Source organism: Sphingopyxis sp. (genome assembly GCF_035250425.1).
In the GTDB taxonomy this organism is placed as follows: Bacteria; Pseudomonadota; Alphaproteobacteria; order Sphingomonadales; family Sphingomonadaceae; genus Sphingopyxis.
This window is the reverse complement of the sequence record NZ_DATFFD010000186.1, coordinates 19687-41943: the sequence shown is the minus strand read 5'-3', so window position 1 is coordinate 41943 and position 22257 is coordinate 19687. Positions and strand designations below refer to the sequence as shown.

The window sequence follows — 22257 nt, the reverse complement described above, 5'->3', positions numbered from 1 at the left end:
CCGCAGCGGCGGGAATGGCCGATGCGCCGGCCAGGCCCGCTGCTGCCAGCGGGACGGCCGAAGTGTCGTCGTCTTTGCCGGAATCGCTGTCCAGCCCGCCGACGGCGGCGAGCCCCGCGGCAGCGCCCGCGGCACCAGCCGCGCCGCCAAAGAGGGTGAGCAGGCCGAAATGCTGCGCGAGGAGATAATAGACGGTGACGCGGTTCTTGGTCCGGTCCTCCTTCATCCGTTCGCCAACGCCGGCGATCGCCGCGTCGAGCGTCGCGTCGTCGTCGGTCAGCCCCAGTTTCTTCTTGAGGAAGTTTTCGCGGACGCGGTCGGTTTCTTTTTTGTCGGTAAAGGAAACGAGAGAGGAATCGCGGTTTCTGAGTGCGATGCCGAGATATTTGACGATCGCCGACACCACATTTTCATCGGCGTCCGCGACATATTTCCTGACATCCGCCAGCCAATCTTCTGCCATGCGATTTTCCTCCTGCTTAGACGCAAGGATTCGTCTTCGGACGCTCGCACGGGGGGCGAGACTCGCGTCTTAGGAGGCGGAACTTATATCATTTTCCGCGAAAGCAAACCTCGCGGCGGGAAATCGGGGCTATCGCTTGCCGAGATCGCCCTTGCCGACCGTGCCCGACGCCATTTCGAGCATCCGGTCGAGGCTCTTGCGCGCGGCAAGGCGGAGGCTCTCCTCCATCTCGATCTGCGGTTTCAGGTCGCGCAGCGCGATGTAGAGCTTCTCCATCGTGTTGAGCGCCATGTATGGGCAGATGTTGCAGTTGCAGTTGCCGTCGGCGCCCGGCGCGCCGATGAAATTCTTTTCGGGTAGCGCGAGTTCCATCTGATGGATGATGTGCGGCTCAGTCGCGACGATCAGCGTGTCGCCCGGGAAGCTCTTCGCGAACTGCAATATGCCGCTCGTCGACCCGACATAATCGGCATGGTCGACGATGTGCGGCGGGCATTCGGGATGCGCCGCGACCGGGGCGCCGGGATGCCGCGCCTTGAGCTTCAAAAGCTCGGTTTCGCTGAATGCCTCGTGGACGATGCACACGCCGGGCCACAGCAGCATGTCGCGCCCGAACTTGCGGTTGAGATAACCGCCGAGATGGCGGTCGGGACCGAAGATGATCGGCTGGCTCTCGGGAATCTGGCTGATGATCGTCTCGGCGCTCGACGAGGTGACGATGATGTCGCTGAGCGCCTTCACCGCCGCCGAGCAGTTGATGTAGGTCAGCGCGATATGGTCGGGGTGCTTCTCGCGAAAGCGCTTGAACTGTTCGGGCGGACAGCTGTCCTCGAGGCTGCATCCGGCGTCCATGTCGGGCAGGATGACGATCTTTTCGGGGCTGAGGATCTTTGCGGTTTCGGCCATGAACTTGACGCCGCAAAAGGCAATGACGTCCGCGTCGGTGTCGGCGGCCTTGCGCGACAGCTCGAGCGAATCGCCGACGAAATCGGCGAGGTCCTGAATCTCGGGCTTCTGGTAATAATGCGCGAGGATGACGGCGTTGCGTTCCTTGCGCAGGCGCTCGATTTCGGCGCGCAGGTCGAGGCCCGAGAGATTCTCGCGAATGGGAGCAGTCATGGCGTTTCCTTATATGGCTTTTGCCTTGGCGCACCCCCTACACCGCTGCCCGCGGCAGGGCAATTCGGCTGTCAACCGGTAAGCCGCTCCGCGAGCGCGATGACAGGGGGCGTCATCGCCAAAAGATAGATGGTGATGCGCACCGCGATGACAATCGCCGCAATCGCTTTTGTCGCGGGATGGATGCGGCCCAGCGTTCGCCGGTCGTACAGCGCGATGATGCCGACAACGCCAAGCTGGATCAGCCCGATCGGAATGTCCGACCAGCCGATCATCAGCGGCATCGGCAGGATGCGGCCGAGCGCGGGTTCGAGGATGACGATCGTCGCCCCGATCATCAGCCGTCGGTGCCACGCTGTCGTATGGCGCCGCCGGATCGCCGCCCACACCATCAGGCCGAAGACGAGCGATTCGACGGTGGTCAGCGCAAGGAAATAGGGCGGCGAAAAGAAGGGCGGGAAACGGTTCAGTACCAGCGATGCGACGCCGGTAAAAATGCCGAGGCAAGTGATGAACAGCGCGAGCCCCGCGCCGATCCATCCCAGCCGCCGATGCAGCGCGAGATTATCGCGCGAGACGAGCGTCGGCTGGACGATAAGCAGCGCAAGCCAGGACAGCATCGCCACCCCGTGCAGATGCACCCAGAAAGGCGCCGCGACCGGATCGACAAACCCCCTCAGCGCGAATTGCAGGAAACCGAGGACGATGAAGGTCGCGAGGCCGATCGCCATGCGATGCCAGAAAAGCTCGGCGCGCGCGGCGCCCTCTGCGGTGCTAGCCATGCCTGTTCCCCCTGCCCGACCGGGGGCAAGAATAGCGCAACCTCGAAAATGCGAAAGGCCAGTTATTTACCCAGCCGGCGCGTCGGCAAAGCGTGCGGTGACCTTCGCATCGATGCCCGCGGCCTTCAGCGGCATCGCAAAGCTCTGCTCGACCGCGGTACGCGCCGCGCCCTGCGCGAGGCGCATCGGCGTCGCGCCCTTCGCCTGCACGATCAATTCTTCCTGCGCGCGCTTGCGATTCGCGGCGTCGAGCGTGCGTTCGGCGTCGGTCAGCGTCAGCAATATCTCGCCGTCGCGATATTCGCTGATCGCGTCGATATCGATCTCGGGGCCCGCGAGCCGCAGCGGCGGCAAGGTGACGGTAAGCGCGTTGGTGGTAGCATCCCAATCGAGGTCGGACTGCTTCAATTTGCCGAGGTCGAGTTCGTAGCGGACCGTGCCCGGCATGATCAGCGTCTTTTTCGCGCTCAGCCCCATGCGACTCTGCGTCGAGGTCACCACCGCGACATAGCGCGCGGTGAAGGGGACGAGGACATTCTGTTCCTGCAATCCCTGTAGGCTTGCCGCAACGACGGTTTCGGGATCATAGCCACGCTGCCAATCGCGCCACACAGCGACCGCCCACCAGACGGCAGCGAGCATGAGTGCGGCGGCGGCGAGCAGGATGAGGCGCGGCAACAGGCGCGGCGCGGGCGGAGAGGCTGGCGTGGTCATGGTGTTGTGTAATCCGAACATTCGGGCGCCGGCCGGTCCATTTCATAGCGCGACGTCGCAGGGTTGTAGCGCAGCGTGCGTTCATAGCTGCACTCGGGATCTTTTTCGTGGACCAGGTCGCTCGCCTTGAGGCGCAGGCCGCTATTATCCCCCGACCGGCGCGAGCCCTTCGGATAAGCGGTGGCGACGCTGCGATAGGTCAGCGCGGGAAGCTCGCCGGGCTCGGCCGGCCCTGCGGCGAGGGAGCCGGTAAAGCTAGATTCGTCGTGGCACGCCTCGCGCCGGTCCTTCATATCCTTTTCGGAGAAACAGGCGCGGATCATCAGCGAACTGTCCCAGACGACATCGAGCACCTCGTCGCCGAGCCGCGTATTCGACGGCAGCGTGTCGAGGCGCAGCAGATGCAGCCGGCTGCCGTTGCCACCCCCGCCTGAATACATCGTGCTGGTGCCGACGACGATGCCCATCAGATATTGGCGCGAACCGGTCTCCGCGCCGCCCGGCGAGGGCACCGCGATCAAATGCGGCCACAGGCTCAGCGACTGGCCGTCGTCGCGGCTGAAAGGCAGCGCCAGATCGTCGGCCTCGCCCTTGACTGGCGCACTCAGAACCAGCCCGCCGCCGCTCGCCTCGGCACTGCCGGGCACGTCGAGGCACAGGCTCTTGTCGGGCAGGCATTTCCTCTCGCCCTCACCCGCCACCAGATCGATGACAATGGGATTGGCGGCGGCGGGCTGCGCGGCGGCGATCAAAAGCGGCAGCAGCATCAGGCGAGCGTCCATTCGTCATTCTGTACCCGCACGGCGCCGCGCGTCTGAAGGTCGATCAGGTGCGCGAGCACCGAGCGGCCGGCGGCGCCGCTCAGCCGCGGGTCGAGTCCCTTGTACATATGCTTCACCATCTCGGGGATCACGTTTGCCCCCTTTTCGAGCTCGCGCAAAATCTGCCGCTCGCGCTGCTTGCGGTGGCCGAGCATCCCGCGAACCAGTTGCCGCGGCTTGGTCACCGCGGGGCCGTGCGCGGGATAATAGACGCGGTCTTGGCGATCGTAGAGCTTCGACAGGCTCGCCATATAGGCCGCCATATCGCCGTCGGGCGGGCTGACGACGCTGGTCGACCAGGCCATGACATGATCGCCGGTGAACAGTGCGCCGCTTTCGACAAGCGCGAAGCAAAGATGGTTCGAGGTATGGCCGGGGGTCGCGACGGCTTCGAGGGTCCAGCCGTCGCCCGAAATGCGCTCGCCATCGATCAGCACGCGATCGGGCGCATAATCGGGGTCGAAGGCCGAATCGGCGCGCGGGCCGTCGTCGCGCAAGGCGAGCGGCGCGCAGCCGATGATCGGCGCGCCAGTCGCCTCCTTCAGCGGCGCCGCGGCGGGCGAATGATCGCGGTGTGTGTGGGTGCAGAGGATCGCGGCAACACGCTGGCCCTCCACCGCGCGGAGGATCGCATCGACATGGCCGGTGCCGTTGATGTCAGCAGGATCGCCAATGCTCAGGCCAGAGCCCGCCGGACCCGGGTCGATCACCGCGACATCGCTGCCCGCGCCGACGATCCATGTCTGGGTGCCGGTGAAGGTGTAGGGCGACGGATTGGGCGCAAGCACGCGGCGCACCAGCGGCTCATGCTGCTCGCACTCGCCGGCGCGGATGCTGTCGGGCCAGGGCTTTTCTTCGCTCATGCTGCCCATGTGGCATCGCGGGGGGCGAAGGAAAAGGGATGAACGCGAAAAAGGGAGCGACATGGGCCGCCCCCTTTCCCCGCCCCTGCCGCCGGCCCCACCGGGGAGAAGGGCCGACGTCGAAGCTGTTCGGGTTCAGTGGCCCGATTTCTCGATCTCGGCGATCGCCTTTTCGAGGTCGGCGGCGACCTTGGCGCGCATGTCGTCGGACAGGCCGCGCGCGCGTTCGCCTTCGGTAAAGGCTTCGCGCGCCTTCTTGAGCGCCGACAGCCGCGCCGCCTTGGCCTCGGGCGTGTTGCCGCACGCGATCATATAGACGTGGCTGAACTTCTTGCCGTCGCTTTCGTCACGATTGACGATCGGCGCTGCCTTGCCGTCGCCGCATTTGCCCAACACCATCGCCTTGCCATACGTGCTCCAGGTGCCGTGCATTGGGGGCAGGGGCGGCAGGGGCGGCATGGGCGGCATCGGTGCCATGACGGTGCGGATGCGTTCCTTGCGCTTCGCCTCGAGCTTGTCGGCGATTGCCTCGGCGCGCTTGCCGGTGATGCCCTGTTCCTTCAGTGTCGCGATGACATCGTCGCGCGACAAGCCGCCGGGGGACCGGATTTCGATACGGCGTAGCTTGTCCTTGCCATCCATCGCCGCGGGCGCCTTGCCCTCGCCCTCCCCATCGCGGCGGATCACGATGCGGTGGACTTCGCGCTTTTTCTTGCCGTCGTCGTCGGTCGCAACCTCGTCGCTCGTTTCGGTGAAGACCATCATGCCGGGCGCATCGGGTGCCTCGGGCGGCAACGGCGGTTCGGGGGGTGCCGGCGGTACAGGCGGTTCGCCGAGGTCGACGGTCTGCGCCTTCGCCACGACGATCCCCGCGGGGACGAGCGTCGCCGTCGCACCAAGCACGGCCAGCGTCGCGCTGCCGATCAGCAACCGGCCGACAAGGCCGCGCTGCTTCGAAATATCCCCTTGCGTCAACATAACCAGCCTCTCCTGCAGATTATCGTGGACCGCCATCGGCGCAGCGAGCGACAGGCGCGGGCCGACCGCCGCCTTGACGATCGCGGTCGCATAACGCGCGGTGCGCTCGCCCCGTTCGTCGCAGTCGGTCATCGTCAGCACGCGCGCGTCGCACGCGGCTTCCTGGTCGAAACGAAAGGCGCGGATCGCGCGCCAAGCGAAGGGGTTGAACCATTGGGCGGCGAGCAGCAGCAGCGCCGCGCTGTTTGCCCACAAATCGCCGTGGCGGTGGTGCGACAGTTCATGATCGATCGCCAGCGCGCGCTCCTCGGCAACATAGCGCGCGAAGAAATCGTGCGGGACGGCGACGTAGCGCTGCCACAGCCCGAAGGCGACGGGGCCGTCGACCGCGTCGGACATCACCAGCCGAATCTTGCCGATCGGCTCGAGCTCGACCGCCTCGCCCAGCACCGCGCGGCGGAAACGCTGATGCGACACCATTGCGATCACGAGAACGGCGATCATGCCTACCGCCCATAGCGCGAAGAAGAGCGACACCAGTTCGGCGAGCGACCAGAAAGGTTCGGCGACCGGCGCGGGCGCCGCGACGGGCAGGCCCACCGGCACCATCACCGCGATCTCGGCCGCGGGCGCTGGCGTCACGACCACCGGGTCGGCGAAAGGCAAGGGCGGCAGCACCAGCCGCAGCGCGGGCACCGCCCACAGCGCATAGGTCAGCCGCGGGCCGAAATGGCGCGCAAAGGGCTTGCGCACGATCAGGATCAAGAGGACGAGAATGCCCGTGGTGACGAGCGTGTCGGCCCACGCCTGGAGCAGCATCGCGGCGCTCACGACTTGAGCCTTTTCAGCAATGCCTCGATTTCGGCGATGTCGGTGTCGGTCAGCGCCTCGCGGTCGGCGAGATGCGCGATCAGCGGGCTGACGCGGCCGCCGAACAGGCGATCGACAAAGCGCTGCGATTCCTCGCCGACAGCGTCGGCGCGTTCGATCGCTGGGCTATAAAGATAGCGCCGGCCATCAGCCTCCGCCGTGACCGCGCCCTTCTGGACGAGCCGCGCAAGCAAGGTCTTCACCGTCGCCTGCGTCCAGCCGTTGATCTTGCCGATGCGCGAGGTCAGGTCGGCGGCGGTCTGCGGGGCTTCTTCCCACAGCGCCGACAGCACCTGCATCTCTGACTCGCTTGCTCGTTCTGCCATGCGGACCCCTCCCATTGGCGTCGTCGTCACCGATACGACTACAAATGTAGTCAATGGGCTGAACGCTTCCTGAACGAAGCTGAACATCGAAGTGTCGGGATTTTTGACAGTGCGCGATCCCGGTAAGGAATCGCTAACCAGCGTCGCGCGCCAAAATCGGCGAACGCCGTAAATTGGCACGGCAATTGTATAATATCCAATGTTCCCGAGTGTTCCGCTCAAATGGAGCGGTGGGGGGCATCGGTCTGGTCCCTGATGTCCCCTGCCCCCACCCGGGAAAACCCCACTTGCCCCCGATGCAGACGGGGGGCGGAGCGGCCGAAAGGCCCCGCCCCCCCGGAAGCTTTTCACCCGAACGAAAAAACGGACGGGCCGCAACGCGGCCCGCCCAGAAGAATATGGCCGCCGCGAACGGCGGCCTCCCCATCTTGCTTATTCGGCTTCCTGCTGCTCGGCCGTTTTCTTGAGCTGGCCCTTTGTCATGCCGGTGACGAGGACGTCGCCCGACCCGGCAAAGCTGGCCGCGGGCAGCGTCGCGACGCGGTCACCGACCTCGACCGTCACCGCCTGCACGACGCCGCCGCCCGTCTGGCGCAATTCCTGAACATAGCCGATCACCTTGCCGCGCGCGTCGGTGACCGCCATGCCGGGTTCGACCGCGAACATCCCTGCGCCATTGGCCGCGCCGCTACCCGCAGCGGCGAGCTGGCCGAGGCTGCCCTGGAAGCTGCCCGCGACCGATCCAGCGCCGCTGGCGCTGCCCGAGACGTTCGACAGTGCGGCGCCGGTCCGGTCACGGGCAGTCCCGGCCGCGCCGCGCGCGGTGCCGGTTGCGGTCGAAGCAGCGCCCCTTGCAGTAGCAACCGTGCCGCGCGCGGTGCTGCCGACGAAATCGGTCCCCACCGCCTGCGCGTCGAGGCTGCCGCTGCCCGAAGCATTGCCCGAGCCATTGGCGTTGCCGCCGATCGTGTTGCCGAGCAGATTGCCGTTGCCGTCAACGGAGCCCTTGCCGTTTGCATCGGCGTTGCCCCTGCCCTGGACGCGGCCCGAACGGCGATCGACCTGGGCGTCGCCGCGGCCTGAACCGGTCAGATCGCCAGCCGAACCGAGCGTGCCGCCGATGGGGCCGGTCGGACTGCCGAGCGTCCCGCCCAGCGTGCCGCCGAGGCTGCCGCCCAAGCCGCCGCCCAAGCCGCCGCCGCTGCCGCCAAGCAGCTGCGCAGTGGCCGGAGCCGAAAAAGCCATGGCCGACGCGGCGAGCGCGATGGCCGAAATGAAGATGCGATTTGCCATTGTCCTAACTCCTGAGTTTGCGGCCCGGAGGGGGTGGGCCTGGAGAGAGAACGATGGCGCGTTCGATTTTCTTCCGAAAAATTCCGGGGAGGGCTCAGCGGCCTCCGCAAGTCCCGCAAATCAGGCCGTGGCCATAGATTTTGTCGCGCCCCTGCTTGCCCAGATCGCGCGCCTCCATGACGAGCGCCGCGACGGCGGACCCGATGCGATCGATCGCGGGGGCGGGATAACGAAGCGCAAGCCGTCCGGCGACGAGCGGTGCGGCAAAAGACGTGCCGCGCAGCCGGTCGCTGCTTCCCGCCCCCGTCGCCGCGAGCACGGCGTCGCCGGGGGCAGCGAAATCGACATGCAGCGCACGCCCGGCCTCGGGCAACGCGCGCGCTTTCGCGTCGACCCCGGTCACCGCAAACACGCCCTTGTACGAAGCCGGATAGGCGGGCGGTGCGGCAGGGCCGTCGTTGCCGACCGCCGCGACGATCAGCATCCCGCGCTGCTGCGCGCGGCTGACCGCGGCGGACAGCAGCTTGTTGTCCGGGCCGACGAGGCTGATCGTCGTCACCGCAACGCCGCTTTGGGCGAGCCAGCCGAGCGCACGCGCGATCGCGCTGGCGTTGCCGCCGGCCGCGTCGGTCCCATAGACATCGGCCGCAAGCAGGCGCTTGCCGGGCGCCGCGCCCTGCACCGCGCCGCTGCCGACAAGCAGCGACGCCACCGCGGTGCCATGGCGGCTCGCCGACGGCGCGCCTTTCGCAAAGCCGCGCTGTTCGACACGTCCTGCAACCGACGGATGCGCCGCGACGCCGCCATCGATCAGCCCGAGGCTCGCCTTGCCGCCGTCCGGGGCGGCCGCGAGCGCCGCGCCCGGTAACAGGCCGCCCGGCCCGCTCGCGAAATAAAGATTGTCGACATCGACCTCGGCACCCGGCAGCAGCTTCGCAAGCTGTTTGCGCGCCCGGCCAAGGCTGCGCCCGTCGGGCACGCGAAAACGGGCGATATCGAGATCGAGTCCTTCTATGCGCTCGCGGTCGATCAGCGCGAACCCCGCCTCGCCCGCCCGCGCGATCATCGCCGCATCGACGCCGCTCGCGACAAGGACGCCGCGCACCGCGGGTTCGCCGCGCTCGTCAAGCTCGATGCTGTCGCGATTGCCGCGGACCAGCGCGGTGATACGATCGAGGCGGACATCCAGCAGTTGCTCACCGATCCCGGCCAGCCGCCCCGCATCGACCTCGGGCAGCGACGGCAGCGTGCGCGCGGCATCGGGAAGCTGCACTTGCGGCAGCGCAATCTGCGCCGCGACGCGCGCGTCGGTCCCGCCGAGCAGGAAGCAAAGCATTGCCAATGATGTCGTCAAAAATCGCATCGCAAGTCTCACAAGGATCGGCGTCTCAACCGGTTCCCGAAAAAATTTAGCATGGTACGGAAGAAACGATAGAAGCCACTCGTTTCTTCCTCGAATAATGAGGGTCCGAACCCATCCATTGCACATTCGAGGTTTGAAGCGATTTTGCTCAGGGCAAGGAAGCGAGGCGCAGGCATATGATCATATTCCAAGACTCGATGACGCAGCCATGGGCAAAATCGGTCAAATCCCGAAGGGACGCCGAAATGGCTTCGATATCGGCCCCGCGCGGCCTTGCAGATGGAACCACCATCTGCGGCGGCCACGCGAAGCCTATATCTTTGCCATTTCGACGCCTCGAATGCGCAATGGATGGGTTCGGACCCTGAGGCGAAAATGCGCTTCGAAGAGGAACTGGTCGAATTGCTGCCCCGTCTGCGCCGCTTTGCGCGCGGACTGGCGCGCGACGCCAGCGACGCCGACGATTTATGCCAGGCGGCGATCGAGCGCGCATTGAAATCGCAGGAACAGTGGCAACAAGGAACGAGACTGGATAGCTGGATGTACCGCATCACCCGCAACCTCTGGATCGACGATCGCCGAGCGGCGGGGCGCCGCGGCATCCACACGCCGATCGACGACGCCGCCACGCAGATCGCCGGCGACGGTGCGGCCGAGGTCGAGGCCGGCGCGCTGCGCGGCGATGTCGATGGCGCCATGGCGCGCCTGCCCGACGAACAGCGCGAAGTCGTGATGCTCGTCCTCGTCGAAGGCTATGCATACCGCGAGGCCGCCGAAATATTGGAACTGCCGATCGGCACCGTCACCTCGCGCCTTGCGCGCGGGCGCGAAACATTGATGCATTGGCTGGGAGAGGCCGCATGAGTTTCGATCCCGCCACCGTCGCCGCCTTTGTCGACGGCGAACTCGACGACCTGACCGCACGCCGCATCGAGCGCGAAGCGACAAGCGACCCAGCCCTCGCGGCCGAAATCGCGCGGCAGCGTAGGTTGAAAGCCCAGTTACAGGCGCATTATGCCCCCGTGATCGATGAAGCGGTGCCCGAGCGGCTCCGTGCGCTGCTCGCGCCGTCCGACAAGGTCGATAACAGCCTCGCCGGACGCCGCGAGGCAAAGCGAATGCGCTTCGCACCGATCCATTGGGGCGCAATCGCAGCCTCGCTCGCGCTGGGGCTGACCCTCGGACTGCGGCCGTGGATGCCGCCCGCAAGCGTCACGGAATCAAATGGCGCGATTATCGCCGCGGGTCCGCTTGCCGAGGCGCTCGACACGCAGCTTGCCTCGAATCAAGCGACGAATGCGGCGGTGCGGATCGGTCTCAGCTTCGAAGACAAGGCTGGCCGCTATTGCCGCAGTTTCGAAAGCCAGTCATTGGACGGTATCGGCTGCCGCAACGACGGCGGCTGGCATCTTGAACGGACGATGCAGGGGCAGGCGGGCACCGATTATCGCCAGGCGTCGTCGGGCGAACTCGCCGCCGCAGCCGCGAACATGATGACGGGCGATCCGCTCGACGCCGCGGCCGAACGGCAGGCGCGCGACAAGGGCTGGGCACGCCGCTGACGTCTTTCAGGTGCCGGCCGGTTGGTCGATGCCGAACAGCGCCGCGAAATTCGCACGCTTGGCGAGCAGGTCGGCAAGGCTGTAGCCGTCGAGCACTTTCATAAACGCCGCCAGCGCCTCGGCGAGCGCGCCCGTCAGCCCACACGCCGGCGCGATGATGCAGCTGGCGCAATCGACGAGGTCGAAGCCTTCCTCGGTATGGCGCACCACCGCGCCGACATTGATCTCGGCCGCTGGCCGCGCCAGCCGGATCCCGCCAAAGCGCCCGCGCACGCTTTCAAGATAAGCCGCGTTCACCAGATCGTTGACGACCTTCATCAGATGGTTCTGCGAAATGCCATAGGCGCGCGCAATCTCCGAGATCGGGCACAGCCGCGCGTCATCCTGCGCGCCCACATAGAGGAGCACGCGCATCGCATAGTCGGTGTAGCGCGTCAGGCGCATCCTGATCCTTCGAAAATGTCGGTCGCCCCATAATATGTATTTTTGTTGCATGTTTCAAATTGCGATCATACATGCGCGTTAAATGCATGATTGGAGCGAGTCGTGAAACAGGACGGTCAGATCGATGAAGCCGCGCTCGAGCGCCTGATCCCCATCTTTTACGACCGCGTGCGCGCCGACGCCGACATCGGCCCGCTGTTCAATGCCGCGGTGCATGATTGGCCGGGCCATCTCGAAAAGCTCGTCGCCTTCTGGTCGTCGGTGATGCTGACCAGCGGGCGCTACAAGGGCAGCCCGGTCGCCGAGCATCTGAAGCACAGGCAAGCGATCACCCCCGCGATGTTCGACCGCTGGCTCGCGATCTGGGCCGACACCACGGACGAGCTGCTGGTGCCCGCCGCCGCGGCCGCCTTGCAGACGAAGGCAGCACGCATCGCCGAAAGCCTCCAGCTCGCGCTTTTCTTCCGCTTGGACGACCCCGCCGGTCGCCGCGCCGCCTGAAGCCTCCCCTCCCCCTCAGACCAAAGGATATCATATGCGTACCGCTTCCGCCCACGCGATGGAGGTCGTCAAGGCCACCGCCCCCGCCCTCGAAAAGCACGGCCTCGCGATCACCACCGCGATGTACGCTCGCTTGTTCGAAAGCAAGGATATCGAGGCGATGTTCGACCGCGCCGCGCAGACGAGCGGCGAGCAGCCGAAGCGCCTTGCGGCGGCGATCCTCGCCTATGCGAAAAACATCGACAAGCTGCAGAACCTCGGAACCGCTGTGTCGCGCATGGTCGCCCGGCATATCGAAACCGGAGTGAAGCCGGAGCATTATCCCCATGTCGCCGAAGCCCTGCTGCCCGCGATCCGCGATGTACTGGGCGCGGAGGTCGCGACCGACGAGGTGCTCGCGGCGTGGGGCGAGGCTTATTGGATGCTCGCCGACATCCTGATCGCCGCCGAGGCGCAGGCGTATGAGGATGCTGAGGCGGCTTGAACCGCCGGACCTCGGTTTTCATTCGGCGAAAATGGGGCAGAGCAGCCGTAAGACCCCGCCGGGGGAACCCGATCGTTCATCGCGTGTTCCAACTGCCGCACTTATGATATGAAACGCCATACAGGAGCATTGACGTGAAACGAATTATTGCTGCGGCCCTTTTTGCCGCTGTCGCCATGCCCGTTACCACCGCCTACGCCGATCCGCCACCTTGGGCGCCGGCCCACGGCAAACGCGCGAAGGATCGCGCAATCTATGACAGCTATGGGCGCTATTACGAACCGCGCAGGCTTTCCAGCGACGACCGGATCTGGCGCAGCCGTGACGGCCAATATCACTGCCGCCGCGACAACGGCACCACGGGCCTGATTATCGGTGGCGCGGTCGGCGCACTTGTTGGGCGCGAACTCGACGGCGGACGTGATCGCACGGTCGGCACGATCGCAGGCGCGGCCGGTGGCGCGCTGCTCGGCCGGGCAATCGATCGCGGCGAGTTGCGCTGCCGTTAAGTCCCGTAAGCGAAAATGAAAAGGGGCCGGCAAAACCGCCAGCCCTTTTTTAGGTTCGACGGACGCTTACTCGGCGCGCGCCGGGATTCCGGTCATCAGCGTGTGAAGCTCGCCCGCTTCCCACATTTCCATCATGATGTCCGATCCGCCGACGAATTCGCCCTTCACATAGAGCTGGGGGATCGTCGGCCAGTCGGAAAATTCCTTGATACCCTGGCGGACTTCCATGTCCTGCAGCACGTCGACCGTTTCATATTCGACGCCGAGGCGGTCGAGCATCGCGATCGCGCGCGAGGAAAAGCCGCACTGCGGAAAGAGGGGCGTACCCTTCATAAACAGCAGCACAGGATTGTCGGCGACCAGCTTGGCGATGCGGTCGTGGGTGGCGGGGTCGGTCATGTCGTGTCTCCGGTCGGCGTTGGCGCGCCGAAAAAAAATGGATATGCCCCTATGAAGGTACGGCGGTCGTCAATTGCAAGGCATGAAGTTCGCCGCCCATGCGTCCGCCGAGCGCGGCATAGACCGCCTTGTGCTGCGCGACGCGGGTCATGCCGCGAAAAGATTCGCTGACGACATGCGCGGCATAATGGTCGTTGTCGCCCGCAAGGTCAGTGATCGCGACCTCGGCATCGGGGAACGCCGCGACGATCATCGCCCGCAAATCATCCTCGCGCATACCCATTGCAATCGCCTCAGTTCTGGCTGTCGATGAACTGGCGCCGCGCCTCGGCGGTCTTGTCGTTCAGCACCGACCGTATTTCGGCGTCGCTGATCTCGACCTGCGCCGCCGTCAGGTCGCCCGCGAGCTTGCGGATGACGTCCTCGTCGCCCGCTTCCTCGAAATCGGCCTGCACCACCGCCTTGGCATAGGCATCGGTTTCCTCCGGGGTCAGACCCATGCGCTCGGCCGCCCATTCGCCGACGAGCCGGTTGCGGCGCGCGATGATCCGGAACTGCACCTCCTGGTCGCGTGCAAATTCTGCCTCGAAGGCGCGTTCACGATCGTCGAATCCGCTCATTTTGTCCTCGTCCGAATGGAATGTCCTCCCCGCAGATAGGTCGCGCATCCCCGCGGCGCAAGCCGCCTGTGCGGCAGATCACTTCCCTTTCGCCTGCGAAGGGTTTAGGGTTTCGTCCCAAGGGAATGGGTCGCACCGCAGCAATAAAGTTTCCGCCTTGCCGGTGTCGCATCGGCATGGCGTCTCTGCGTCTGTGTTTGGGGGATTTGTGATGACCGTTCGACGTCCGCAACTTGTGCCGATTCTGGCGTTGCTGGCTTTGGCCGCGCCCGGAACCGCACTCGCGCAGGGCATGGACCCGACGCTGCGCGACAGCTTTTCGATCGGCGATCAGGGCGGCTCGCTCTGCGAGGTGCAGGCAACCGTCCGCGACGCCGTCGTCAAGGGCATGTTCGACCGCGCATGGACGATCGTCTGCCGCGATGCGAGCCAGCCGGTCGGCACCGTTCGCGAGCTGCGCGCGACTTCGGCCGAGGCGCTCGCGCGGATCGAACAGGCCCGCGCCGGCACGATCATCTGCTCGGCCGGCGGCGCCTGCACCCTCAAGGGCAGCAATATCGCGTGGCAAACACGCATCGAGACCAAGGGCGATGTCGCCTATAGCGTCGAAGGGTTCGCCGCCTATTCCGACGCGCTGGGCCTCGCGCTCGATTCGGTACGCGAGCATAAGGTCATGCCGGGCGTGATCAGGGTCGCCACGACCTCAGTCGGCGGCAACGACGGCTTTGCCCGGACGATCGCCGGGACGATCGACGTCGACAAGGCGCTGGCCGAGGGATACCGCCGCAACCACAGCGGCGATTATGCCGAGGCGGCCGAATTTTTCGAAACGCTGTCGCGCCGCGCCGCCGAGGAACAGTCGGCCGCCGACATCGACCCGACCGAAGTCACGCTGAACCGCGCGCTGCAACGCTCGAACCTTGGCGAATTCGCCGAAGCCGAGCGCCTGTTCGCCGAGGCCGAGGCAATCCCGACCGGCGACCCGGTCCAACTGCGTCTCCGCCGCAATTTCCGCGCGATCCACGCGCTCAACCAGCGCGATTATGACGGAGCCGCCGCGCGACTCCAGACGCCCATCCCGCCGCTCACGACCGGCATCACGGTGTCGGGCGATGCGGTCACGCTGACCCCGCAGATCGTCGCCGGGGTCAACAGCGGCGACAATGCCCGCGTCATCCGCCAGGCGGGCGATCGCGAACGCCTGTCGCCGCTCGAACGCGCGCAGATCATCGATGCGCAGGCGATCCATCTGCTGGGCACGGTCGAACGGCTGCGCGGCAATGCGCAGGCGTCGAAGACCGCGCAGCTCAAGGGGCTGACCGACGCGATCGCGGTGCGCGAAGGTCGCGTCACCTCGATCATCCGCCTGCGTTCGCAGATGCTCGGCGAACTCGCGCTGGCCGAAGAGGCGAGCGGCGACAAGGCCGCCGCCGACGCACGTTTCCGTGAATCGGTGAACCTGCTCGCGGTCGAATATCCCGAAACCAATGCGCTCGCCTCGGCGCGTGCGCGCTATGCCGCCTTCCTCACCCGTGAGGGGCAGGACGACAGGGCGATGGGCATTTATCGCGAGGTCGTCACCGCGCTCGCCAGCACGCAGCGCTCGACCGCGGGCATGGCGAACATGATGGCGCCCTATTACCGGCTGCTCGCCGCGCGTTCGGCGACCGATCCCAAGGCGATCGAGGATTTCTTCGTCGCCAGCCAGCTCCAGATCCGCCCCGGTGTCGCGGACACGCAGGCGGTGCTCGCGCGCGAACTGTCGGGCGGCAGCAGCGACGGCGCCCGCCTGTTCCGTCAGGCGACGACGCTGGGTCGCGATCTCGAACGCGCGCGGATCGAGGATGCGCGGCTAGCCCAACTGCCGGAATCGCCCGAGATCAACGCCTTGCGCGCCGACATCAAGGCCCAGCTCGATAATCTGTCGGTCCAGCAGTCCGAAACCGTCGTCGCGCTGTCGGCTTTCCCGCAATATCGCGTCGTCGCGCCGGGCAAGCTCGACCTTGCCGAGTTGCAGCAGGTTCTGCGTCCGGGCGAAGCCTATCTGAAGATGCTCGTCGTCGGCGACGGCGTTTATGCGATGCTGGTCGAGCAAGGCGCGGCGCAGCTCTGGAAATCGGACATCAGCGCGTCGGGGCTCGACACCGCGGTCGACACGATCCGCTCGACGATTTCGCTCGTCGAAAATGGCCGCCGCGTCACCTATCCATTCGACGCCGCCACCTCCTACAAGCTGTATGGCCAGCTGTTCGGCCCGGTCGCGGCGCGCCTGCCGACGATCGCGCACCTGGTCTTCGAGCCCGATGGTGCGATGCTGCGGCTGCCGATCAACCTTCTCGTCACCGCCGACACCGGGCTGGCCGCCTATGAGCAGCGCCTGCTCGACCCCGACGCCGATCCGTTCGACATGCGCCAGATCGCCTGGCTCGGCCGGACCTCACGGCCGAGCACCGCGGTCTCGACGCTCGGCTTCCGCAACGCGCGGCAGGCGGCGCCGTCGAAGGCGGCCAACCAATATTTCGGCCTCGGCGAGAATTTGCCGGTCGGCGGACGGCTGCCCTCGCTCGGCACCCGCGGCGCCGTTGCGGGCGGCGTCGATGGCGATTGCCTGTGGGATGCCGCGCAATGGGCACGCCCGATCTCGGCCGACGAACTCGTCACTGCGCGCAACGCGATAGGCCGCGAGGCGGGCACTTTGCTCACCGGCGGCGCCTTCACCGACACCGCGGTGAAAAATCGCGCCGACCTTGGCGACTATCGCATCATCCATTTCGCCACGCACGGCCTCGTTACCGCGCCGCGCGCCGCCTGTCCCGCGCGCCCCGCGCTCGTCACCTCGTTTGGCGGACAGGATTCGGACGGGCTGCTGACCTTCCAGGAAATCTTCGACCTCAAGATCGACGCCGACCTCGTCATCCTGTCGGCGTGCGACACCGCGGGCGCTGCGAGCGTCGCGGCGACGCGCGAAGCCGGGCTTTCGGGCGGCGGCAACGCCCTCGACGGGCTGGTGCGCAGCTTCATCGGTGCGGGCGGCCGGTCGGTGATCGCGAGCCACTGGCCCGCGCCCGACGATTTCGACGCGACCCAGCGGCTGATCGGCGGGCTGTTCGCCGCCAATCAGGGCACGAGCGTCGCCGACGCCCTATGGGGAACGCAGCTGCGCCTGATGGACGACCAGCAAACGTCGCATCCCTATTATTGGGCGGGCTTCGCGATCATCGGCGATGGCGGCCAAGCGCTGCTCCACAGCGGCGCGACAGCCGCCCGAGACGGCGAGGCTGCCGGGCGCGCTGCTCGCTAAACCGATGAACGCACCCGACGTCCTTGTTCCCGCGGCCGACGCGCCCGCGCAGGACGGCCGGCAGGCCGCCGTGCCCCTGCGCAAGCGGGTGCGCCGGCTGGTCATGCAGCTCGGCCCGTCGCGGATGGCGGCGACGATCGTCTTCCTCTTGGTCGCGATCCTGATCGCGCGCTTCAGCTGGCAGATGCCGCTGATCGACGCGGCCGAACGCGCGCTTTACGACGCGCGCGCGACGCTGATGGCGCCGCATGTCGAGCAGGATAAACGTATCACCCTCGTCACCTATAATGACGAGACTCTGTTCAATACAGGTATCCGCTCGCCGCTCGACCGCACCTTGCTGGCCAATGCGCTCGGCAATCTCGACCAGATGGGGGCGAAGGCGATCGGCATCGATATTGCGTTCGATTCGCCGCGCCCCGACGACGATGTGCTGAAGACGCAGCTGCGCGCGATGAAGACCCCGACCTGGCTCGCCTATGCCGAACAGGCGAGCAACCCGAACACGATCTTCTACGAACAGCAGAAGTTCCTCCAATCCTATATCGCCGACGTCACGACCGCGAAGACGAAGCCGACAAGCGTCTTGTTCCGCACCGACGACGACAGCGTGATCCGCAACTGGCCCGACCGGCCGAAGAATTTGCCGCCTTTGATGTCGAATGCGCTGGCGCCGGTCGACGCGGCGCATGAGAATTTCCAGGGCAATATCCGCTTCCTCGTCCCCGCGCGCGCCGCCGCGGGGCAGGAAGAACCCGTTTTCGCCAACATCCCGATCGACACCTTCGCGCTGCCGATGGATGCCGAGATGCGCGCCGGTTTTTCGGAGCTGGTCAAGGGCCGCTATATCCTGATCGGCGGCGACATCATCGACAACGACCAGTTCAACACGCCATTGAGCCGCTTTCCCGACGCCATCACCGGGCAGCATGAAACGATGATCGGGCTCGAAGTCCACGCGCATATGCTGGCGCAGCAGCTCGACAGGGCGTGGACGCGGCCGATCGCCGCGCCGACGCTGTGGGTACTCGCGGTGCTGATCGTTCTCGCGGGCGGACTGACGAGCCTCATCGACCTGCGCGCCCGCTGGGTCGCGCTCGCCTTCCTCGGCCAAATGGCCTTCTTCATCGCCTTCCCTTTCTGGCTGCAGGGACGCGGGATCGACACGACGACGCTCCCGACCTTCGGCTGGGCGGTGGGCTGGCTGTTCGGATACGCTGCAGTCGGCACCGCCGCACGCACGATCGGGTCGCGCCAGCGCGCCTTCGCGCAGTCGGCGCTCGGCAAATATCTGCCCGCCGACGTCGCGGCGCAGATCATGCGTGACCCCGACCAGCTCTCGCTCCACGGCGAGCGGCGCAATATCTTCTGCGTCTTCACCGATCTCGAAGGCTTTACGAAGCTCAGCCACGCGGTGACGCCCGAAACCGTCGCACGGCTGCTCAACGAATATCTCGACCGCCTGTCCGACATCGTGCTCGACCATGGCGGGACGATCGACAAGTTCGTCGGCGACGCCATCGTCGCCTTTTGGGGCGCGCCGCTCAGCCGCCCCGACGATGGCCTGCGGGCCGCCGCCGCGGCGCTCGCCATGTATCAGGCGGGCGAGAAATATCGCGTCGACCTGGCCGCCGAAGACGTCCCGCCGATCGGGATGACGCGGGTGGGCTTGCACGTCGGCGACGCGATCGTCGGCAATTTCGGCGGCGAAGGGCGCATCCAGTACACCGCGCTCGGCGACAGCATGAACACCGCATCGAGGCTCGAGGCCGCGAACAAGAGCCTGAAAACGGGCGTGCTGATCTCGGCCGAGGCGGCCGCGCGCTCGGGCCGCGACGACCTTGTGCCGATGGGCCGGGTCACGCTGCGCGGCCGCGCGCAACCCGTCGATGTCTTCAACCCGCGCCCCGACCTTGCCCCCGACCAGCGCGCGCGCATCGCCGCGCTGGTCGCCGCGCACACCGCGGGCGATAAAAAAGCCTTTGTGACCTGTGCCACAGCAATACAGGCGGATTTCGATCAGGATGCAGCCATCATGTTTCTGATAGAACGTCTGAACGAGACAAAAGAGGGAGAAAGCTATGTCCTTTCCTGATTTCCGGATGCGCCGCATCGGCCTTTCCGCCGCCGCGGCCATCGCCGCCATCGCCTGCGTCGGCACTGCCGCTGCGCAATCGATGGTCGTCCGCTCGACCGGCCCGTCGGCGGGCAAATATCCCGCCGGGGCCAAGCTCAAGTCCGCCGACAAGCTGACCCTCGTCGCGGGCGACAAGATCGTGCTGATGCAGGCGGGCAAGACGCGCACACTGTCGGGGCCCGGCACCTTCGGCGCCACCGGCACGGTGCAGGCGAGCCAGTCGCTCGGCGGCAACGTCACGCGCATGCTCGCCAAAGGTCCGACGATGCGGTCGCGCGGCGGGTTCTCGCGCGGTCCGGGCGATGAAACGCCCGCCAATGTCCGCGCCCCGAACCTGTGGCTGCTCGACTATCGCGAGGCCGGGACCTTCTGCGTCCTCGATCCGGCCGTGCTGATGCTGTGGCGCCCCGACATGGAAGGCGACACCGCGCTCGAGATCGAAAGCGCCGGCAAAAAGGCGACCGTCGCGATCGTCGACGGCGCGAATTTCCGCAAATGGCCGACCGATGTGCTGCCGGTGCAATATGGCACCGACTATCGCCTGTCGGGCGGCGGCCTCGCCAAGCCGGTGACGGTGCGCTTCGCCGCGATGGAAAATGCGCCCGACACGGTCGAGGGATCGATCGACATGCTGATGGCGAAGGGCTGCTCGCCGCAGCTCAACCGCCTCGTCGACACGATGTCGGAAGCTGAAGCGGGATAAGGTAAATGGATGGGGCGGCGGCCATTGTCCCCGCCCTATCCGTCTGATAATCTTCTGAGGAAATTCCGCCGGTCGCGTGACGGAACATTTCCTTGGGTCGAAATTTGCGCTGCCGCTTTGCGGCAGGGCCAATGGAGCCGGCGCATCGCGATCGTCGCGGCGCGCCCATAAGCAAGGGGTGATGATGACCGTGTCGGGGGATATGGGACATAGTGCGTTTGTTCGGCCGAGGCGCGCCGCGATCCGCAGCGCGCTGGCCGGTTCCGCGGCGCTGATCGCCGCGGTTCTGCCCGCCGCGGCGTGGGCGCAGACGACCCCGCAAATCCCGACGCGCGAGGAAATCCAGCGCCCGCCGCCGACGCCGCAGATCCAGCCCAATGAGCAGGTCGTCGCGGTCGACGACGGCATCGAACGCGCGCCCTGCCCGCTCGCCAATCCCGAATTCGCCAACGTCCGCTTCACGTTGCGCGGGGTCGAGTTTTCGAGCGTCGAGGGCATCGACAATGCGTTGCTGGCGCCGAGCTGGTCCGACCGCGTCGGGCAGGAATTGCCGATTTCGGCGGTGTGCGACATTCGCGACCGCGCCGCGACGATCTTGCGGTCAAAGGGCTATCTGGCGGCGGTCCGCGTACCGCCGCAGACGATCGGCGACGGCGTCGTCCGGCTCGATATATTGTCGGCGCGCATGTCGCGCATCGAGGTGCGCGGCGACGCGGGCGCGAACGAACGCCTGCTGCAACGCTATTTGTCGCGGCTCGACGACCAGCCGGTGTTCAACATCGTCGATGCCGAGCGCTATCTGCTCCTTGCGCGCGACATTCCGGGGATGGACGCGCGCCTGACGCTGCGCCCCGGCGCTGCCCCCGGCGAAGTCGTCGGCGAAGTCACCGTCACGCGCACCCCCTTCACCTTCGACTTCAACGCGCAGAATTTCGGCTCGCGCGACGTCGGCCGCTGGGGCGGCATCGCGCGCGCGCGCTTCGCCGGCCTCACCGGCATGGGCGACCTCACGACGGTCAGCTTTTATGCGACCCCCGATCTCGACGAGCAAAAGGTCGTGCAGGCGTCGCACGAGTTTCGCGTTGGCGGCGAAGGGCTGCGCTTCGGTGCCAGCTATACCTATGCCTGGACGCGCCCCGACATCACCGGCTTTCCGGTCAAGTCGAACACGCAGATCGTCAGCCTGTTCACCGCCTATCCGCTCGTGCTGACGCAGGCGCGGCGCGTGACGATCGGCGGCGGGCTCGATTTCATCGATCAGGACATTAACTTGAGCCTCCCGATCAACCGCGACCGGCTGCGCGTCTTCAATGTGCGCGCGGATGCGAGTTGGATCGACCCCGGCTCGATCGCGGGGCGCGGCGGTTACAGCCCCAGCGAACCGCGCTGGTCGCTCTCCACGTCGCTCGAAGCCCGCAAGGGCGCCTCCTTCCTCGGCGCCAGCGACGATTGCGGCCCCGGCGGCACGGCGTGCTTCCTGCCCGGCGCGGTCCCGCTGACGCGCGTCGAGGGGCAACCCGATGCGTTTCTCGTCCGCGCCAACGCGCTCGCCGAATGGCGGCCGGCAAAGCTTTTCACGCTGTCGGCGGCGCCGCGCGCGCAGTGGGCGAACGATCCCTTGCTCGCCTATGAGGAATTTTCGGGCGGCAATTTCACCGTCGGACGCGGCTTCGACCCCGGCACGGTAATCGGCGACAGCGGCATCGGCGTGGCTTTGGAAGCGCGTTACGGCTCGTTCGTTCCCGCCAATACCGAAAGCTTCGCTTTCCAGCCCTTCGTCTTTTTCGACGCCGCGTGGGTGTGGAACCAGGATAGCGCCTTCGACGGGCTCGATCCGCAGAAACTCTTTTCGGCCGGGGGCGGCGTGCGCGTCGCCTATGGCGATCTGGCGCGACTCGACGTCACGATGGCCGTCCCGCTCAATCGCGGCGGCTTCCTGACCGAAAAGCCCGATCCGCGGTTGCTCGTGTCGCTGACCACCCAATTTGGCGTGAGGGCGCGCTGA

23 protein-coding genes are annotated in these 22257 nt (G+C 66.4%); 9 read left to right on the top strand and 14 right to left on the bottom strand.

The genetic code is table 11. The features are described from left to right. The 10 genes from VJ811_RS11245 to VJ811_RS11200 all read right to left on the bottom strand — a co-directional run. Positions 1-463, bottom strand: a 463-nt coding sequence (locus VJ811_RS11245) for a DUF2853 family protein (RefSeq protein WP_324072359.1), incomplete at its 3' end; no start/stop codon positions are given. A 129-nt stretch (positions 464-592) separates the two neighbouring features. Further along, positions 593-1582, bottom strand: a complete 990-nt coding sequence (nadA, locus tag VJ811_RS11240; protein ID WP_324072358.1) for a quinolinate synthase NadA — start codon at positions 1580-1582, stop codon at positions 593-595. A 71-nt stretch (positions 1583-1653) separates the two neighbouring features. Beyond that, a complete protein-coding gene (locus VJ811_RS11235) occupies positions 1654-2364 on the bottom strand; it encodes an adenylate cyclase (protein WP_324072357.1) in 711 nt (236 codons plus the stop codon). A 66-nt stretch (positions 2365-2430) separates the two neighbouring features. Beyond that, positions 2431-3078, bottom strand: coding sequence for a DUF4230 domain-containing protein (locus tag VJ811_RS11230; protein ID WP_324072356.1), 648 nt, complete (start codon positions 3076-3078; stop codon positions 2431-2433). Then, positions 3075-3860 (bottom strand): hypothetical protein, encoded by a 786-nt coding sequence (locus VJ811_RS11225; RefSeq protein ID WP_324072355.1) that lies wholly within the window; start codon positions 3858-3860, stop codon positions 3075-3077. The genes VJ811_RS11230 and VJ811_RS11225 overlap by 4 nt, the downstream gene beginning before the upstream one ends. Further along, the gene (locus VJ811_RS11220; protein WP_324072354.1) at positions 3845-4762 is read right to left on the bottom strand and encodes an MBL fold metallo-hydrolase; all 918 of its coding nucleotides are present in this window, start codon (positions 4760-4762) and stop codon (positions 3845-3847) included. Before VJ811_RS11220 ends, VJ811_RS11225 begins: the two co-directional genes overlap by 16 nt. Before the next feature lie 135 nt (positions 4763-4897). Then, a complete protein-coding gene (locus VJ811_RS11215; protein ID WP_324072352.1) occupies positions 4898-6571 on the bottom strand; it encodes a M56 family metallopeptidase in 1674 nt (557 codons plus the stop codon). Then, positions 6568-6936, bottom strand: coding sequence for a BlaI/MecI/CopY family transcriptional regulator (locus tag VJ811_RS11210; RefSeq protein WP_248459766.1), 369 nt, complete (start codon positions 6934-6936; stop codon positions 6568-6570). Before VJ811_RS11210 ends, VJ811_RS11215 begins: the two co-directional genes overlap by 4 nt. A 432-nt stretch (positions 6937-7368) precedes the next feature. Beyond that, positions 7369-8229, bottom strand: coding sequence for a hypothetical protein (locus VJ811_RS11205; RefSeq protein WP_324072351.1), 861 nt, complete (start codon positions 8227-8229; stop codon positions 7369-7371). 94 nt (positions 8230-8323) lie between these two features. Further along, complete coding sequence (locus tag VJ811_RS11200) at positions 8324-9565, bottom strand: S8 family serine peptidase (protein WP_324072350.1); 1242 nt, start codon at positions 9563-9565, stop codon at positions 8324-8326. Between the two features lie 402 nt (positions 9566-9967). Between VJ811_RS11200 and VJ811_RS11195 the strand changes: the two genes are divergently transcribed. Both VJ811_RS11195 and VJ811_RS11190 read left to right on the top strand, forming a co-directional pair. Beyond that, the gene (locus tag VJ811_RS11195) at positions 9968-10456 is read left to right on the top strand and encodes an RNA polymerase sigma factor (protein ID WP_324072361.1); all 489 of its coding nucleotides are present in this window, start codon (positions 9968-9970) and stop codon (positions 10454-10456) included. After that, positions 10453-11154, top strand: a complete 702-nt coding sequence (locus tag VJ811_RS11190; protein ID WP_324072349.1) for an anti-sigma factor — start codon at positions 10453-10455, stop codon at positions 11152-11154. Before VJ811_RS11195 ends, VJ811_RS11190 begins: the two co-directional genes overlap by 4 nt. A 6-nt stretch (positions 11155-11160) precedes the next feature. Here the strand turns inward: VJ811_RS11190 and VJ811_RS11185 are convergent, their stop codons facing one another. Then, a complete protein-coding gene (locus VJ811_RS11185; RefSeq protein WP_324072348.1) occupies positions 11161-11598 on the bottom strand; it encodes an Rrf2 family transcriptional regulator in 438 nt (145 codons plus the stop codon). Between the two features lie 102 nt (positions 11599-11700). Here VJ811_RS11185 and VJ811_RS11180 point away from each other — a divergent pair, with 102 nt between their 5' ends. The 3 genes from VJ811_RS11180 to VJ811_RS11170 all read left to right on the top strand — a co-directional run bounded on the left by VJ811_RS11180 (position 11701) and on the right by VJ811_RS11170 (position 13092). Then, the gene (locus tag VJ811_RS11180; RefSeq protein WP_324072347.1) at positions 11701-12099 is read left to right on the top strand and encodes a group III truncated hemoglobin; all 399 of its coding nucleotides are present in this window, start codon (positions 11701-11703) and stop codon (positions 12097-12099) included. 34 nt (positions 12100-12133) lie between these two features. Further along, positions 12134-12583 (top strand): globin domain-containing protein, encoded by a 450-nt coding sequence (locus VJ811_RS11175; RefSeq protein WP_324072346.1) that lies wholly within the window; start codon positions 12134-12136, stop codon positions 12581-12583. Positions 12584-12717: 134 nt separating this feature from the next. Further along, complete coding sequence (locus VJ811_RS11170; RefSeq protein WP_324072345.1) at positions 12718-13092, top strand: glycine zipper 2TM domain-containing protein; 375 nt, start codon at positions 12718-12720, stop codon at positions 13090-13092. 66 nt (positions 13093-13158) lie between these two features. Here VJ811_RS11170 and grxD read toward each other — a convergent pair whose 3' ends face one another. Genes grxD through VJ811_RS11155 form a run of 3 tightly spaced genes read right to left on the bottom strand, consistent with a single transcriptional unit; the run spans position 13159 to position 14111 of the window. Then, positions 13159-13491: a Grx4 family monothiol glutaredoxin gene (gene grxD, locus VJ811_RS11165; RefSeq protein WP_324072344.1), complete on the bottom strand. Its 333-nt coding sequence runs from the start codon at positions 13489-13491 to the stop codon at positions 13159-13161. A 49-nt stretch (positions 13492-13540) separates the two neighbouring features. Beyond that, on the bottom strand, positions 13541-13774 hold the full coding sequence (locus VJ811_RS11160) for a BolA family transcriptional regulator (RefSeq protein WP_324072343.1): 234 nt from the start codon (positions 13772-13774) through the stop codon (positions 13541-13543). Between the two features lie 10 nt (positions 13775-13784). Then, positions 13785-14111 carry a DUF1476 domain-containing protein gene (locus tag VJ811_RS11155; RefSeq protein ID WP_324072342.1) on the bottom strand — a complete coding sequence of 109 codons (327 nt, stop codon included), beginning with the start codon at positions 14109-14111 and terminating at the stop codon, positions 13785-13787. 211 nt (positions 14112-14322) lie between these two features. On the opposite strand from VJ811_RS11155, the gene VJ811_RS11150 reads away from it, so the two are divergent. The 4 genes from VJ811_RS11150 to VJ811_RS11135 all read left to right on the top strand — a co-directional run bounded on the left by VJ811_RS11150 (position 14323) and on the right by VJ811_RS11135 (position 22257). Beyond that, positions 14323-17412 carry a CHAT domain-containing protein gene (locus tag VJ811_RS11150; protein ID WP_324072341.1) on the top strand — a complete coding sequence of 1030 codons (3090 nt, stop codon included), beginning with the start codon at positions 14323-14325 and terminating at the stop codon, positions 17410-17412. Positions 17413-17416: 4 nt separating this feature from the next. Further along, positions 17417-19507, top strand: a complete 2091-nt coding sequence (locus tag VJ811_RS11145; protein WP_324072340.1) for an adenylate/guanylate cyclase domain-containing protein — start codon at positions 17417-17419, stop codon at positions 19505-19507. Beyond that, the gene (locus VJ811_RS11140) at positions 19494-20252 is read left to right on the top strand and encodes a hypothetical protein (RefSeq protein ID WP_324072339.1); all 759 of its coding nucleotides are present in this window, start codon (positions 19494-19496) and stop codon (positions 20250-20252) included. Before VJ811_RS11145 ends, VJ811_RS11140 begins: the two co-directional genes overlap by 14 nt. A gap of 181 nt (positions 20253-20433) precedes the next feature. Beyond that, on the top strand, positions 20434-22257 hold the full coding sequence (locus VJ811_RS11135) for a ShlB/FhaC/HecB family hemolysin secretion/activation protein (protein WP_324072338.1): 1824 nt from the start codon (positions 20434-20436) through the stop codon (positions 22255-22257).

Coding starts and splice junctions, on each gene's coding strand:
- VJ811_RS11155 (WP_324072342.1), bottom strand. CDS start 14,111: ATGAGCGGATTCGACGATCGTGAACGCGCCTTCGAGGCAGAATTTGCA.
- VJ811_RS11150 (WP_324072341.1), top strand. CDS start 14,323: ATGACCGTTCGACGTCCGCAACTTGTGCCGATTCTGGCGTTGCTGGCT.
- VJ811_RS11220 (WP_324072354.1), bottom strand. CDS start 4,762: ATGAGCGAAGAAAAGCCCTGGCCCGACAGCATCCGCGCCGGCGAGTGC.
- VJ811_RS11145 (WP_324072340.1), top strand. CDS start 17,417: ATGAACGCACCCGACGTCCTTGTTCCCGCGGCCGACGCGCCCGCGCAG.
- VJ811_RS11195 (WP_324072361.1), top strand. CDS start 9,968: ATGCGCTTCGAAGAGGAACTGGTCGAATTGCTGCCCCGTCTGCGCCGC.
- VJ811_RS11175 (WP_324072346.1), top strand. CDS start 12,134: ATGCGTACCGCTTCCGCCCACGCGATGGAGGTCGTCAAGGCCACCGCC.
- grxD (WP_324072344.1), bottom strand. CDS start 13,491: ATGACCGACCCCGCCACCCACGACCGCATCGCCAAGCTGGTCGCCGAC.
- VJ811_RS11230 (WP_324072356.1), bottom strand. CDS start 3,078: ATGACCACGCCAGCCTCTCCGCCCGCGCCGCGCCTGTTGCCGCGCCTC.
- VJ811_RS11140 (WP_324072339.1), top strand. CDS start 19,494: ATGTCCTTTCCTGATTTCCGGATGCGCCGCATCGGCCTTTCCGCCGCC.
- VJ811_RS11190 (WP_324072349.1), top strand. CDS start 10,453: ATGAGTTTCGATCCCGCCACCGTCGCCGCCTTTGTCGACGGCGAACTC.
- VJ811_RS11160 (WP_324072343.1), bottom strand. CDS start 13,774: ATGGGTATGCGCGAGGATGATTTGCGGGCGATGATCGTCGCGGCGTTC.
- VJ811_RS11185 (WP_324072348.1), bottom strand. CDS start 11,598: ATGCGCCTGACGCGCTACACCGACTATGCGATGCGCGTGCTCCTCTAT.
- VJ811_RS11205 (WP_324072351.1), bottom strand. CDS start 8,229: ATGGCAAATCGCATCTTCATTTCGGCCATCGCGCTCGCCGCGTCGGCC.
- VJ811_RS11225 (WP_324072355.1), bottom strand. CDS start 3,860: ATGGACGCTCGCCTGATGCTGCTGCCGCTTTTGATCGCCGCCGCGCAG.
- VJ811_RS11135 (WP_324072338.1), top strand. CDS start 20,434: ATGATGACCGTGTCGGGGGATATGGGACATAGTGCGTTTGTTCGGCCG.
- VJ811_RS11235 (WP_324072357.1), bottom strand. CDS start 2,364: ATGGCTAGCACCGCAGAGGGCGCCGCGCGCGCCGAGCTTTTCTGGCAT.
- VJ811_RS11210 (WP_248459766.1), bottom strand. CDS start 6,936: ATGGCAGAACGAGCAAGCGAGTCAGAGATGCAGGTGCTGTCGGCGCTG.
- nadA (WP_324072358.1), bottom strand. CDS start 1,582: ATGACTGCTCCCATTCGCGAGAATCTCTCGGGCCTCGACCTGCGCGCC.
- VJ811_RS11200 (WP_324072350.1), bottom strand. CDS start 9,565: ATGCTTTGCTTCCTGCTCGGCGGGACCGACGCGCGCGTCGCGGCGCAG.